The following is a 13,344-nucleotide window of genomic DNA, read 5'->3' as shown; positions in this document are numbered from 1 at the left end:
CCACATTTGGAGCAGTGTCAGACCTTGAACTGACGCAGCAACCCGTCGAGCTGTTCACTCAACCCACGCAACTGCGCACTGGCCAGGCTCGACTGTTCCGCCGCTACCGCCGTGCTGTGGGACAGCCCCGCCGCCTCGGTAACGTTCTGGTTGATGTCTTCCACCACATGGGCTTGCTGCAGGGTGGCGCTGGCAATCGACGCGTTCAGGCCGTTGAGGTTACGCAAGGCCTGGCCGATGGCCGTCAGGCTCGCACCCGCCTGGCCGGCTTGTTCGATGGTCAGTTGCGAAGCGCTGTGGCTGTCGCTGATCACCTTGACCGCCGCTTCCGAGTGACCCTGCAGGCGCTCGATCATCAGCTGGATTTCGGCGGTGGATTTTTGCGTGCGCTGGGCCAGCAGCCGCACTTCGTCGGCGACCACGGCAAACCCGCGACCTTGCTCGCCGGCCCGCGCGGCTTCGATGGCGGCGTTGAGCGCCAACAGGTTGGTCTGGTCGGCGATGGAACGGATCACTTCCAGCACGCCTCCGATCTGCGTGCTTTCGCTGGACAGGGTGCGGATCACTTCCACGGCCTGGCTGATGGTGTTGGACAACTGGTCGATCTGCTGCAGGCTGCCGTCGATATTGACCTGGCCTTGCTGGGCCTGTGCTTCGGCTTCGCGCATTTCGCTGGCGGCGTGTTCGGCGTTCTTGGCCACATCCTGCACGCCGTAGGTGACTTCGTTGATCGCGGTGGCCACCAACTCCATCTGCTGCGACTGTTGCTGACTGCGGTCATGGGCCTGGCTGGCGTTGTTGCCCAGCTCCGTGGAGGACTCGCCCAGGGCGTTGGCGCAGGCCTGCAACTGGCTGACCACCTGGCGCAGCTTGGCCGTGAAGCTGTTGAAGTGCTGGGACAACTGGGTCACTTCGTCGCGGCCGTGGGTGTCGAGACTGCGGGTCAGGTCGCTTTCGCCGCTGGCGATGTTGCCCATGGCATTCACCGCTGCCTGCAGCGGTTGCACGATGCTGCGGGCAATCAGCGCCACCAGCAAACCCATCGCCAGCGCAATGCCCAGCACGATGAATGACGCTTTCCATACCTGGGCGCTGAACTCGGCCTGTACATCGTCGACGTAGACGCCAGAGCCGATGATCCAGCCCCAGGGTTCAAACAGTTGGATATACGAGGTCTTGGCCACTGGTGCTTCGGCACCCGGCTTGGGCCAACGGTAGTTGACGATGCCGGCGCCCTTGGCCTTGGCCAGGCTGGCGAACTCATTGAAGATCGCAAAGCCGTCCGGATCGCGGATCGCCGAAAGGTTCTGGCCATCGAGCTTGGGGTTGGTCGGATGCATGATCATCACGGGCGTGAGGTCGTTGATCCAGAAGTAATCGTCATGGTCGTAACGCAGCCCACGCACAGCGCTCAGGGCTTGTTTTTGCGCGGCGTCGCGGGTCATCACGCCGGTGGTTTCGAGGCCGTGATAAAACGTCAGGATGCCGCTGGCGGTCTGCACCACGTGTTGGGTCTGTTGTCTTTTGGCCTGGTAAAGGTCGTCATGAATCTGCTTGAGCATCAGCAAACCCAAGGCCATCAGCATGAGCACGGCGACTATCAGGATCAACCAAAGGCGGCGGCTGATCGACATATTGCGCAAACTGTTCATCGTCCTGTCACTCCGGGCTTTTTATAATTATGGGCGTCGCATCGACTTTTACGCCTTGTCTGATAGGCTTTCGGCCTGAAATCGTAAAACCTGAGTACTGTCTGATTTTCACAGCATTTTTGCAGGCCGGTGTTGACCATCATCAACATTGGGCCTTCAGCGCGCGCGTCGTCAGTGAACCATTAAAAAAGACTAGTGAGGCATGCCACCGCGCATGACCTTTGGGGGAAGCATGGATTTTTGGACCGCCATTCAGGCATTGATTCTTGGTGTAGTGGAGGGGCTGACGGAGTTCCTGCCGATTTCCAGCACCGGCCACCAGATCATTGTCGCCGACTTGATTGGCTTCGGTGGTGAGCGCTTCGAAGCGTTCAATATCATTATCCAGTTGGGGGCCATTCTGGCCGTCGTCTGGGAGTTTCGCCGCAAGATCCTGGACGTGGTCGTCGGTTTGCCGACTCAGCGCAATGCCCAGCGTTTCACCGTGAACCTGATCATCGCCGTGCTACCGGCAGTGGTGCTGGGGGTGATTTTCGCGAACGCGATCAAGCATTACCTGTTCAACCCGATCACGGTGGCGTCCGCCTTGGTGGTGGGTGGGGTGATCATGTTGTGGGCTGAGCGGCGCGAACATACCGTACATGCTGAAACGGTCGATGACATCACTTGGAAAGATGCCCTCAAGGTCGGCTTTGCCCAGTGCCTGGCAATGATCCCCGGTACCTCGCGCTCCGGTGCCACCATCATCGGCGGCCTGCTGTTCGGCCTGTCGCGCAAGACGGCCACCGAGTTCTCGTTTTTCCTGGCCATGCCGACCATGGTCGGCGCGGCGCTGTACTCGGGCTACAAGTACCGCGACCTGTTCCAGCCGGCGGACCTGCCGGTGTTTGCCATCGGGTTTGTCACCTCGTTCATTTTCGCGATGATCGCGGTCAAGGGCCTGCTCAAGTTCATCGCCAGCCATAGCTACGCGGCGTTTGCCTGGTACCGCATCGGCTTTGGCCTGCTGATCCTGGCGACCTGGCAGTTCGGTTGGATCGACTGGGCGGCGGCCAAGGCATGAGCATCCAGCACCCACGCTTGAAGGCGGCGCTCTTTGTGCTGTTGTGCGCGGCGCCGCTGTTGGGGTCGGTGCTGGTGTGGCAACGCGGCGAAACCGTGGTCCCACTGGCGGCCTATGGCGTGGTCAGCGTGATCGCGTTTTTCCTGTACTGGAGTGACAAACGCAAGGCGCAGACCGACAGCTGGCGCACCCCGGAAAACATCCTCCACGCGGTGGAACTGGCGGGCGGTTGGCCGGGGGCGTTGATTGCCCAGCAGGTGTTTCGTCACAAGACACGCAAGGTCTCTTACCAAGTGCTGTTCTGGGTGATTGTGTTGCTGCACCAAGTGTTCTGGCTGGATCAGTTGTTCCTGGGCGGCACCTTGTTGTCAGTCCTCTAGCCGCAAGCCGATCTGCGTGCGCTTGGGCAGTTTGCTAACCACCAGTTGGTGGGAGCGCCGCAACAGGCCACGCAACTCCTCGGCGCCCAGCGGGTAGGGCGTGTTCATGATGATCCACTGCGCACGCGCCAGGTACGGCGCGGGGTGGATGCCGGGACGGTCCACGTGGCCCAGGAAAAGGTCCTTGTCGACCTTGAACGCCAACGAGTCGCCGCGCAGGTTCTGCAGGGCGAACATCTTGTTGCCGGCAATCGAAAACACCCGCACACCACCCCATTTGTAGTCTTCCCGCGCGCCGGGCAGGCTCAGGCAGAACGTGGCGACGTGTTCTTCGGTCATCTTCATAACAGGCGGTCTCCGCAGCTTTTAAAGCCTTCTTCCAGGTAATCGATCCAGGCGCGAATGGCCGGCAGTACGCCACGTCGATGCGGGTACACCGCCTGCAGCCAGCCGCCCGGCAATGACCATTGTGGCAGCAGTTGCACCAGGCGGCCGCTGGCCAGTTCTTCTTCGCAATACATCATCGGCAGCACGGTGAAGCCCAGGCCCATGATGGCGCAGGCCTTGCGCACATTGAAGTCGTCAACGCCCAGACGTGCTTCCATCACCAGGTCCTGGGGGTTGCCCTGGGGATCGAGAATGCGTTGATGCACCATGCGATCCGCTTCCAGCGCGCCGAGTATCGGCAACTGCTTGAGGTCGTCGAGGGTGCCGACCTGTCGTCCGTTTAAAAAATTAGGGCTGGCAACCAGCACGGTCTGGGCCGGGCGCAGACGCTTGGTGACCAGCAACGGGTCTTCGTCGCCCAGATCGCGCACGCGCAGGGCCACGTCGATACCTTCGGCGACCAGGTCGACACGGCGATTGACCAGGGTCATCTCCAGTTGCACCTGGGGGTAGGCGGCAAGAAACCCGGCGACCACGTCGGGCATCATGTTTTGCGCCAAACCCACCGGGCAAGTGACCCGCAACCGCCCACGCGGCTCACTGGACATACTGGCCACGGCCTCATCGGCCATCTCGGCTTCCAACAGCATGGCCTGGCAATGACGCAGGTAACGTTCGCCCACGGCGGTAAGGGTCAACTGGCGGGTGGTGCGTTGCAGCAAGCGTGCGCCCAGGCGTTCTTCCAGCTCGGCAATGCGCCGCGACAGTCGCGACTTGGGGATGCCCAGCAGCCGTCCGGCGGCCGCGAAACCGCCGGCTTCGACGACTTTGGCGAAATAGTAGAGATCGTTCAGGTCTTGCATGTTGCTGCCTATTGTCCTGTCAGTAGGACAAACTATCGCATTTCAGGCGGCTTATCGACTATTGGATTGATGCGTAGCATCAACGCCATCAGATCGCCCTTGTCGATCCCACCTCGGAGATCCACCATGAAACTCTTGCACATCGATTCCAGCATCCTCGGCGACAACTCGGCTTCCCGTCAGCTCAGCGCTGGCGTAGTGAAAGCCTGGCAAGCCGCTGAACCGGGTGTGGAAGTCACTTACCGCGACCTGGCCAGCGACGCCATCAATCATTTTTCCGGCGCGACCCTGGGCGCCTTGGGCACCGCTGCCGAATTGCGTGATGCGGCACAGAAGCACGAAGCTGAACTGAGCGCCTCGTCGCTGGCCGAGTTCCTTGCCGCCGATGCCATCGTCGTCGGTGCGCCGATGTACAACTTCACCATCCCGACGCAACTCAAAGCCTGGATCGACCGCATTGCCGTCGCCGGCCAGACCTTCCGCTACACCGAAGCCGGTCCGGAAGGGCTGTGCGGCAACAAGAAAGTCATCATCGTGTCCACCTCCGGCGGCCTGCATGCGGGTCAAGCGTCCGGCGCTGCCCACGTCGACTACTTGAAGCTGCTGTTCGGCTTCCTTGGCATCACCAACATCGAAGTGGTTCGCGCCGAAGGCCTGGCCTATGGTGATGAAGTGCGCAACAAAGCCATGAGCGACGCCAACGTACGTATCAACGAAGAATTGTTCGCCGCGGCGTAAGACTTGTGTAAATTTCGCCTCTACTCGGTTTCAATCTGAGGTCGGGCGCCTAAACTCTGTATTCTGCTCGTCTGAACGCGAACGGAGTACGGAGTTTTTTCGTTTGTACGCTGTCTTTTCTGATGTGGCCCAGGTTGTGCAAGCATGGGTTCAATACCCTGGACTTTTCATTCGACATGTCGGTTCTCACGCAGCAAAGGTGGACGTCCCATGATGCGTCTTTGTGCTGTTATGGTTCTCTCCCTGCTCGGCAGCCTGATTTCAGTGCACGCCGCGCCTGCGCCGCACCCCCATTGGAGTGTGGGCTTTCATCGCATGAGCTTTCTCGACCCGCTGGACTTGCAGCCGATGAAAGCCGTCGCGTTCTATCCTTCCACCGACACCGAGCGCTCCACGCAGTTGGGCGCCTATCGCGTCGCCGCCACTGAAGACTCCAAAATCGCCATCGGCCGTTTCCCGATGCTGATGCTGTCCCATGGCAACACTGGTACGCCACTGGCGTTGCATGACCTGGCCACGTCGTTGGCGCGCAAGGGCTTTGTGGTGGTGGCGGTGCTGCATCCCGGCGACAACTATAAAGACCACAGCCGATTAGGCACGCTGAGCAACCTGTACGGCCGGCGATCCAGATTTCCGAAGCCATCACCGCGACGCTGGCGGACCCGATGCTGTCGCCCTTCGTTGACGTCGATCAGGTGGGCGTTATCGGCTATTCCGCCGGTGGCGAAACCGCGCTGATCCTGGCGGGCGCCAAGCCGGATTTCGAGCGCCTGCGCCGCTATTGCCAGGAGCGCCCGGAAGACCGTGATGCCTGCACCACCAAAGGCGAGCTGGTGATGGACCGCGATGACTTGCAGCCGCAATCGGACCCGCGTATCCATGCACTGATGTTGATGGCGCCCCTGAGCCTGATGTTCGGTCGCCATACCCTGGCCGACGTGCATGTGCCAGTGCTGCTCTACAGCGGCGACGGCGACAAACTGGTCGCAGTGGACAAAAACGCTGCGGCCCTGGCGCGCAAACTGCCACAGCCACCGGATTTCAAACTGCTGGCCGGGGCCGGGCACTTCGTGTTCATGGCCCCGTGTGACAGTGATCAACTGGCGGCGATGCCGGCCATTTGCACCGATGCCGATGGGGTCGACCGCGAAGGCATTCACCGTGACCTTATTTTCGAGGCCGGGCAGTTTTTTGCGCATACCCTCAGCGAACCTTCGCGCGCCGGCCTGCAAACGGCTGATCAATAGGCGCGGCGCATAAGCAGTAAGGTCAGGCCCAAGGCTGTGGCCGATAGCAGTGCCGCGCAAAAGAAGATCCAGCCATAGCCCAGGTTCAGCGCAATAAAGCCCATCAACGGCCCGGCAATCGCCAGGGCCAGGTCGAAGAACACCGCATAGGCACTCAAGCCCGCGCCCCGGCTGCTGTTGGGCACCTGCTTGATCGCTTCCACGCCCAGGGCCGGGTAGACCAGCGATAAACCGAAGCCGGTCAGCCCGGCGCCGATCAACGCCACGCTGGTGGTGGGCGCCAGCCAGAGCAGCGCCAGGCCCAGGGTTTCGATGACCATGCAGGCAATTGCTGCGCGAAACCCGCCAAAACGGCTGATCGCCGAGATAAACACCAGCCGCGACAGGATAAAACACGCGCCAAATACCGTAAGGCAGTACGCTGCGCCGGCCCAGCCGCGATTGAGGTAATACAGGGTGATGAAGGTGGTGAGGGTGCCGTACCCGATTGACGCCAGGCACAGGCTGGCGCCAAACGGGGCGATACGCCCGAACACCGCCCGGAATGGCAGGCGCTCACCGCGTATCACCGGCACCGACGGCTTGTTGCGGATCAGCACCAGGCCCAACGCGGCCAATACCGTCAGCGCAATCCCCAGGCTGTTGTAGCCATAGTCGGCCACCATCACCACACCCAGCGGCGCACCCACGGCGATGGCGCCATACGAGGCGATGCCGTTCCAGGAAATCGAACGCGCCGTATGCTCGGCGCGACCTGGCCCATGCACCAACTGATGGTGCCCACGCCGATCAAGCCCTGGGCCACGCCCAGCAGCAGCCGGGCGACGATCAGAATGCCCAGGCTCAAGCCGGGCACGCTGTGCAGCAATGTCGCGAAAAACGTCAGTACGCCACTGACCAGAATGCCCGCCAGCCCCAGCACGATCGCGCGCTTGGTGCCGACGTTATCCGACACGCGCCCGGCCATGGGCCGGCTGAGCAGCGTGGCCAGGTACTGCGAACCAATGGTCACCCCGGCGACCACCGCGCTGAAACCCAGTTGCTCGTGCACATAGCCAGGGATGACCGCAATCGGCAGGCCGATGCAGATAAAGGCGATAAAGGTGTAGAAGACGATGGAGACGATCTGCAGGGTGATCGACAGGGAAGAGGGGGCGGCGTTGGACATGGACATTCGTTCGCTGGCGGGCGGTGAGGGCATCATGGCAAGGGCTTGGGGGAAAAGGAAGCAGCCTAACTATTAATCATAGCGCTCAACCGGACGCAAAAAGCCCCGTCACAGTGGACAGGGCTCTATCTTGCTGCTTGTAGCTAACAACTGATCGCTGTTCTTAAAACACCACACCCTGGCTGCGCAGGTAGTCGTCATAGGTGCCGCTGAAGTCGATCACGCCGTTGGCGCTCAACTCGATGATGCGGGTGGCCAGGGACGATACGAACTCACGGTCGTGGCTGACGAAAATCAGCGTGCCTGGGTAGTTCTCCAGCGCCAGGTTCAGCGCTTCGATCGATTCCATGTCCAAGTGGTTGGTCGGTTCGTCCATGATCAGGACGTTCGGCTTTTGCAGGATCAGCTTGCCGAACAGCATGCGACCTTGCTCACCACCGGAGATTACCTTCACCGACTTCTGGATCTCGTCGTTGGAGAACAGCATGCGACCCAGGGTGCCGCGGATCATTTGCTCGCCTTGGGTCCATTGGCCCATCCAGTCGAACAGCGTGACGTCGTCTTCGAAGTCGTGGGCGTGGTCCTGGGCGTAGTAGCCCAGTTCCGCGGCATCGGTCCACTTGATGCTGCCCGCGTCCGGCGTCAGTTCGTTGACCAGGGTGCGCAGCAGGGTGGTTTTGCCGATACCGTTCGGGCCGATGATCGCCACGCGCTCGCCCGCTTCAACCTGGAAGCTGAAGTCTTTGAACAGCGGCTTGCCGTCGAAGCCTTTGGCCATGCGCTCGACGATGACCGCCTGGCGGTGCAGTTTCTTGTTCTGTTCGAAACGGATGAACGGGCTCACGCGGCTCGACGGCTTGACCTCGGCCAGCTGGATCTTGTCGATCGCTTTGGCGCGGGAAGTGGCCTGCTTGGCTTTCGAGGCGTTGGCCGAGAAGCGGCTGACGAAGGATTGCAGCTCGGAGATCTGCGCCTTCTTCTTGGCGTTGTCCGACAGCAGTTGCTCGCGGGACTGGGTCGCCACGGTCATGTACTCGTCGTAGTTGCCCGGGAACAGGCGCAGCTCGCCGTAGTCCAGGTCAGCCATGTGGGTGCACACGCTGTTCAGGAAGTGACGGTCGTGAGAGATGATGATCATCAGGCTGGAGCGCTGGGTCAGAATGTTTTCCAGCCAGCGGATGGTATTGATGTCCAAGTGGTTGGTCGGTTCGTCGAGCAACAGCACTTCAGGATCGGAGAACAGCGCCTGGGCCAGCAAGACCCGCAGTTTCCAGCCGGGGGACACTTCGCTCATCGGGCCGAAGTGCTGTTCCAGGGGGATGCCCAGGCCCAGCAGCAGCTCACCGGCGCGGGACTCGGCGGTGTAGCCGTCCATCTCGGCGAATTCGGTTTCCAGCTCGGCCACGGCCATGCCGTCTTCCTCGCTCATTTCCGGCAGCGAGTAGATACGGTCGCGCTCGGCCTTGACCCTCCACAGCTCCTCGTGGCCCATGATCACCGTATCGAGCACGGTGAATTCTTCATAGGCGAACTGGTCCTGGCGCAGTTTACCCAGGCGCACGTTCGGCTCGAGCATGACCTGGCCGCCGGACGGCTCGAGGTCGCTGCCAAGGATTTTCATGAAGGTCGACTTGCCGCAACCGTTGGCACCGATCAGACCATACCGGTTGCCGGCGCCGAACTTGACCGAGACGTTCTCGAAGAGCGGCTTGGCGCCGAACTGCATGGTGATGTTAGCTGTGGAGATCAATTACTTTACCTATCAATGGGTTGCGAGCATGGCGGCAGGCGCCGTCAGGCATGCATCAACAGCGACATCAAGGCGCGAAACCCGGTCGCTGAGCAAAAAATGGGGGATGTGTGTTGGAATTTGGCGCGCATTGTCGCATATCTCAGGCGACAGTTGTATGGCACGCGAAAGAGGGGCGTTCCAACGTTTCCGGCATCGCCAGCCATAACAGCGCCAGCGCCACCGCCGCCACGCCGGCCAGGGTCAGGAACGCTGCGTCGTAGCCGGCCTGTTGCACCACGAAACCGGCGAGGCTGTTGCTCAAGGCCGCGCCCAGGCCAAACACCGTGGACAGTGCGCCGAGGCTCACGTTGAAGCGCCCGGTGCCCTGGGTCAGGTCCTTGACGATCACCGGGAACAGCGCGCCGAAGACGCCCGCGCCGATGCCATCGAGCATTTGCACCGCCACCAGCCAGTAAGGGTCGTTGGACAGGGTGTACAGCACGCCCCGTAACGGCAGGATCATGAAGCCGACCAGCAACAACGGCTTGCGCCCCCATACATCGGCCTTGGCGCCCACCAGCCAGGCCACCGGCACCATCACCAGTTGCGCGGCAACGATGCACGCCGAGGTCAGCGGCGTGGCCATGTGCAGGTTGATCTGCGACAGCTTCTGACTGACCAGCGGCAACATCGCAGCGTTGGCCAGGTGGAACAGCGCGCAGCAGACCGCGAACAACAGCAACGGCCGGTTGGCCAGCAACACCTTGATGCCGGACGGCTGCTCATGATCGCTGTGATGAGCGGGATCGAAGCCTTGCGCCACCTCATGATCAATGGCGTTGGCCGACACGCAACTGACCGCGATGACACTGGCCACCGCCATAAAGGCCATCAGGTAAAACACCACCACCGGACCGAACAGGTACGCCAGGCCCCCGGCCAGCATGGCAGCCACGGCATTGCCGGCATGGTTGAACGTTTCGTTGCGTCCGGTACGACGGGTAAACGCGCGGGGCCCGGTGATGCCCAGGGAGATGGCGGATATCGCCGGGGCGAAGGCTGAGGCGGCGACGGCGCTGGCCGCCTGGGTCAATGCCACCCAGCCGAACGAACTGACAAAGGGCAGCATCAGGCACGCGGCAGTGACCAACAGCGCGGCCACCACAATCACCGCGCGTTTGCTGCGGGTGCGATCAATCAGTGCGCCCGCCGGGCCCTGGCTGATCAAACCGGCGATGCCGGCGAGCGTCATGACCACGCCGATGCTTGCGGGGTCCCATCGGTGCACCGCGAGCAGGTAGATCGCCAGATAGGGGCCGAGGCCGTCGCGAACATCCGCCAGGAAGAAATTCAGGCTGTCCAGCGACAGGGTGGTGCGCAGGTCGGAGTGGTGGGCCACGGCGATGTCTTCGGGAGGGGCGTTCAACGGCTGAGCGCTCACTGCGTAAATGACCTGCACGATTTGACATTAGTTTCACGCGCAGCAGGGTATTTTGTTCGACGAACAGGTGGCTTATGTTCCTTACTCGGTTTAGTGATTATCTGGAGACGCAAATGGACATGCCCTCAGCTCAAGAAGCAATTGCCTGCAACAAGGACGCCTGGAACCAGTCCGCCAGCCTGCATAGAACCACCGAGACCTGGACCGCGCTGCAGAGGGCGGTCGACAATTCCGAGTTTTCCTGCCTCGACGGCACCCTGACCGGCGTGCTGCAGGATATCGGCGTGGCTGGCAAGGACGTGATTCAACTGTGCTGCAACAACGGACGTGAAAGCCTGTCACTGTTTGGCCTCGGTGCGAGGTCGGTGGTGGGGGTGGACCAGTCCCGGGCGTTTCTCGAGCAGGCCCGCGAGTTGGCCGCACGCTCGCCCCACGATCCTGAATTTATCGAAAGCGATATCCATCACCTGCCACCGCGCCTGCACGAGCGCTTTGACATTGCCCTGGTGACCATCGGCGTACTCGGCTGGATGCCGGATGTGGCGCTGTTCATGCAGCATGTCGCCAGCACCTTGAAACCCGGCGGGGCACTGGTGATGTATGAAACCCATCCGTTCCTCGAGGTGTTCGACCCGAAGGCCGCAAACCCGTTGCAGCCTTCCAGTTCCTACTTTCAGCGCGAGCCTTTTGTCTTGCGCGAAGCCATTGTCTACGAAGGCCAGGCCGAGACCGCCGGGCCGACATCCTATTGGTTCGTACACACCCTTGGGGACATTCTCAACGCGGCGATAGGCGCCGACCTGCAGATCAGCGAGTTGCAGGAGTATGCGCATTCCAATCGTGAAGAACTCTACGACCAGTACGAGTACCAGCCCGCGCAATTACCGCTCTGCTTTACCCTCGTCGCGACCAAGCGGCCCGCCTGAGCCATTCATGCGCCCGAAAAAAAGCCCGCGAGGGAAGGCGGGCCAAGGGATTCACTGGAGTAGGTAGGCTTTACCCTATCGGCCAGAACGTGAAGGCCTTGTGAAAATAATGTCGCACGTTCGGATGGCCTACCGCTCATTAACGTCTGACGAACGTCCGCATGGTCTGGCCCGGACCGGTGCTGAATGTGATTGGCCTGGGCATGCCCTCGTCGGCAGCGATAAACACAAACACATCGCCTTCAAGCCGGTAGCTGGCGGGTAACTCTTTGCCCGCGTCATCGCCTATGGCGTCGATCCAGGTAATGCGCTTGGGGAAAGTGCTGCTGTCCAGGAAAAACCGACCCGCCAGCAGTACCTCGCCATGTACTGTCGTGACCTGGAAGTGATCGCCGGTAATCGTGGTGATTGCTCCGGGGGCGCTATGGGCGTCGGCGGGGTTCAGTACACCGTTGTCTTCAAGTGAGGTCTGCTCCCAGGCGCCTTGAAGGGCCTGGAAGTCGGGATCTGAAAGGGCAAGCATAAAAATCCTTTTCTAAAGTACGCGCGCTTTGACGCGTTATTGGCAGGTTACGGGTTCAAGTGGGTGAGGGCGCAGGGCCTGCTTCTGGCCGGTATCATCCTCTCGAATACCCGGCGTAGACAGCTTTTCACAAATTTTGGCTAACGTTTGGTTACAATATATGGCTAAATAAGTGTCAATGCTCATGCACCGGTTGCCATCCAACCGGTCGTGCCGCCTGTGTGAATTGTGATTTCAGGTGCTGCTATTATCCTCGGCCGTTGTGGGCACGCAGGGGTAGCCTGTTTTCTTCTGACGTGTGACGAAATCCCTTGAAACTCATCATTGTTGCTCTCTACGTTGTCTCCATTGCGTATGTACACCTGCGTGGCCGGGTGCGACACACGCTGGGGCGCCAGCTCAGTGATCATTCGACCTTCCTGGCGCCGATCAACTGCTTTTTGTACCTGTTTTCCAAGCTGCCAAGCCGACCGTACCTGTCCCCCAGCGATTTTCCCGACCTGAGCCCTTTGCAGGAGCACTGGGAAGAGATTCGTCAGGAAGGCCAGAACTTGTTGCGCGCAGGCGAGATCAAGCGTTCACAGCAGTACAACGACGTGGGCTTCAACTCGTTTTTCAAGTCGGGCTGGAAGCGCTTCTACCTCAAGTGGTACGGCGACAGCCATCCCTCGGCCATGAAGTTGTGCCCGCGCACCACGCAGTTGGTGCAGAGCATCGGCTCGATCAAGGCGGCGATGTTCGCCGAGCTGCCGCCGGGCTCCAAGCTGGTGCGCCACCGTGACCCGTATGCCGGTTCCTACCGCTACCATCTGGGCCTGGACACGCCGAATGATCCGGGTTGCTACATCAATGTCGACGGCGAAAACTACTCTTGGCGCGACGGTGAGCCGGTGATGTTCGACGAGACGTTCATCCATTACGCCGAAAACACCACGCAGCATAACCGCATCATTCTGTTCTGCGACGTAGAGCGGCCAATGAAATACCGCTGGGCGGCGGCGTTCAATCGCTGGTTCAGCCGTACCGTGATGGCTGCCGCCGGCTCGCCGAATGATGAGGGCGACAAGACGGGCGCGCTCAACCGTGCCTTCACGCGCCTGTACAAGATCCGCTTGCGCGGCAAGGCGCTGAAAAAGCGCAACCGGACGCGCTATTACCTGGAGCAATGGCTGATCTTCGCCGCCCTGGCGTTGCTCTTCATATGGATCTGAAACCGCTTCGGGC

Annotated in this window: 11 protein-coding genes and 2 pseudogenes; 6 read left to right on the top strand and 7 right to left on the bottom strand. The window is 60.9% G+C overall.

Annotated features, from left to right (window positions below):
- Positions 1–17 precede the first annotated feature (17 nt).
- The gene (locus tag JWR98_RS00230) at positions 18–1,652 is read right to left on the bottom strand and encodes a methyl-accepting chemotaxis protein (RefSeq protein ID WP_205489092.1); all 1,635 of its coding nucleotides are present in this window, start codon (positions 1,650–1,652) and stop codon (positions 18–20) included.
- Positions 1,653–1,884: 232 nt separating this feature from the next.
- On the opposite strand from JWR98_RS00230, the gene JWR98_RS00225 reads away from it, so the two are divergent.
- Positions 1,885–2,715, top strand: coding sequence for an undecaprenyl-diphosphate phosphatase (locus tag JWR98_RS00225; protein ID WP_078733417.1), 831 nt, complete (start codon positions 1,885–1,887; stop codon positions 2,713–2,715).
- Complete coding sequence (locus JWR98_RS00220) at positions 2,712–3,095, top strand: DUF1294 domain-containing protein (RefSeq protein WP_078733416.1); 384 nt, start codon at positions 2,712–2,714, stop codon at positions 3,093–3,095. The genes JWR98_RS00225 and JWR98_RS00220 overlap by 4 nt, the downstream gene beginning before the upstream one ends.
- On the opposite strand, the gene JWR98_RS00215 is transcribed toward JWR98_RS00220, so the two are convergent.
- A complete protein-coding gene (locus JWR98_RS00215) occupies positions 3,084–3,440 on the bottom strand; it encodes an MmcQ/YjbR family DNA-binding protein (RefSeq protein WP_078733415.1) in 357 nt (118 codons plus the stop codon). The genes JWR98_RS00220 and JWR98_RS00215 overlap by 12 nt on opposite strands.
- A complete protein-coding gene (locus tag JWR98_RS00210; RefSeq protein ID WP_078733414.1) occupies positions 3,437–4,345 on the bottom strand; it encodes a LysR substrate-binding domain-containing protein in 909 nt (302 codons plus the stop codon). The genes JWR98_RS00215 and JWR98_RS00210 overlap by 4 nt, the downstream gene beginning before the upstream one ends.
- 126 nt (positions 4,346–4,471) lie before the next feature.
- Between JWR98_RS00210 and JWR98_RS00205 the strand changes: the two genes are divergently transcribed.
- Both JWR98_RS00205 and JWR98_RS00200 read left to right on the top strand, forming a co-directional pair.
- Positions 4,472–5,083, top strand: coding sequence for an FMN-dependent NADH-azoreductase (locus JWR98_RS00205; RefSeq protein ID WP_078733413.1), 612 nt, complete (start codon positions 4,472–4,474; stop codon positions 5,081–5,083).
- 210 nt (positions 5,084–5,293) lie between these two features.
- Positions 5,294–6,330: pseudogene (locus tag JWR98_RS00200) on the top strand (alpha/beta hydrolase family protein).
- Here the strand turns inward: JWR98_RS00200 and JWR98_RS00195 are convergent.
- From JWR98_RS00195 to JWR98_RS00185, 3 genes and pseudogenes are all read right to left on the bottom strand, one after another.
- Positions 6,324–7,498 (bottom strand): annotated as a pseudogene (locus JWR98_RS00195) (MFS transporter). The pseudogenes JWR98_RS00200 and JWR98_RS00195 sit on opposite strands and share 7 nt — an antisense overlap.
- Before the next feature lie 163 nt (positions 7,499–7,661).
- Entirely contained in the window at positions 7,662–9,248 is a 1,587-nt protein-coding gene (locus tag JWR98_RS00190; RefSeq protein WP_078733410.1) for an ABC-F family ATPase, read from the bottom strand.
- 142 nt (positions 9,249–9,390) lie between these two features.
- Positions 9,391–10,629 carry an MFS transporter gene (locus JWR98_RS00185; RefSeq protein ID WP_205489094.1) on the bottom strand — a complete coding sequence of 413 codons (1,239 nt, stop codon included), beginning with the start codon at positions 10,627–10,629 and terminating at the stop codon, positions 9,391–9,393.
- Between the two features lie 155 nt (positions 10,630–10,784).
- Between JWR98_RS00185 and JWR98_RS00180 the strand changes: the two genes are divergently transcribed.
- The gene (locus JWR98_RS00180) at positions 10,785–11,597 is read left to right on the top strand and encodes a class I SAM-dependent methyltransferase (RefSeq protein WP_078733409.1); all 813 of its coding nucleotides are present in this window, start codon (positions 10,785–10,787) and stop codon (positions 11,595–11,597) included.
- A 139-nt stretch (positions 11,598–11,736) separates the two neighbouring features.
- Here the strand turns inward: JWR98_RS00180 and JWR98_RS00175 are convergent, their stop codons facing one another.
- Entirely contained in the window at positions 11,737–12,120 is a 384-nt protein-coding gene (locus JWR98_RS00175; RefSeq protein WP_205489091.1) for a TIGR03067 domain-containing protein, read from the bottom strand.
- 311 nt (positions 12,121–12,431) lie between these two features.
- Here JWR98_RS00175 and lpxO point away from each other — a divergent pair, with 311 nt between their 5' ends.
- Positions 12,432–13,331 (top strand): lipid A hydroxylase LpxO, encoded by a 900-nt coding sequence (gene lpxO, locus JWR98_RS00170; RefSeq protein ID WP_078733407.1) that lies wholly within the window; start codon positions 12,432–12,434, stop codon positions 13,329–13,331.
- Positions 13,332–13,344 lie beyond the last annotated feature (13 nt).

Source organism: Pseudomonas lactucae, assembly GCF_016937615.1.
Classification (GTDB): domain Bacteria; phylum Pseudomonadota; class Gammaproteobacteria; order Pseudomonadales; family Pseudomonadaceae; genus Aquipseudomonas; species Aquipseudomonas lactucae.
This window is presented reverse-complemented; position numbering and strand designations above follow the sequence as displayed.

Coding starts and splice junctions, on each gene's coding strand:
- JWR98_RS00225 (WP_078733417.1), top strand. CDS start 1,885: ATGGATTTTTGGACCGCCATTCAGGCATTGATTCTTGGTGTAGTGGAG.
- JWR98_RS00210 (WP_078733414.1), bottom strand. CDS start 4,345: ATGCAAGACCTGAACGATCTCTACTATTTCGCCAAAGTCGTCGAAGCC.
- JWR98_RS00180 (WP_078733409.1), top strand. CDS start 10,785: ATGGACATGCCCTCAGCTCAAGAAGCAATTGCCTGCAACAAGGACGCC.
- JWR98_RS00230 (WP_205489092.1), bottom strand. CDS start 1,652: ATGAACAGTTTGCGCAATATGTCGATCAGCCGCCGCCTTTGGTTGATC.
- JWR98_RS00205 (WP_078733413.1), top strand. CDS start 4,472: ATGAAACTCTTGCACATCGATTCCAGCATCCTCGGCGACAACTCGGCT.
- JWR98_RS00175 (WP_205489091.1), bottom strand. CDS start 12,120: ATGCTTGCCCTTTCAGATCCCGACTTCCAGGCCCTTCAAGGCGCCTGG.
- JWR98_RS00220 (WP_078733416.1), top strand. CDS start 2,712: ATGAGCATCCAGCACCCACGCTTGAAGGCGGCGCTCTTTGTGCTGTTG.
- JWR98_RS00215 (WP_078733415.1), bottom strand. CDS start 3,440: ATGAAGATGACCGAAGAACACGTCGCCACGTTCTGCCTGAGCCTGCCC.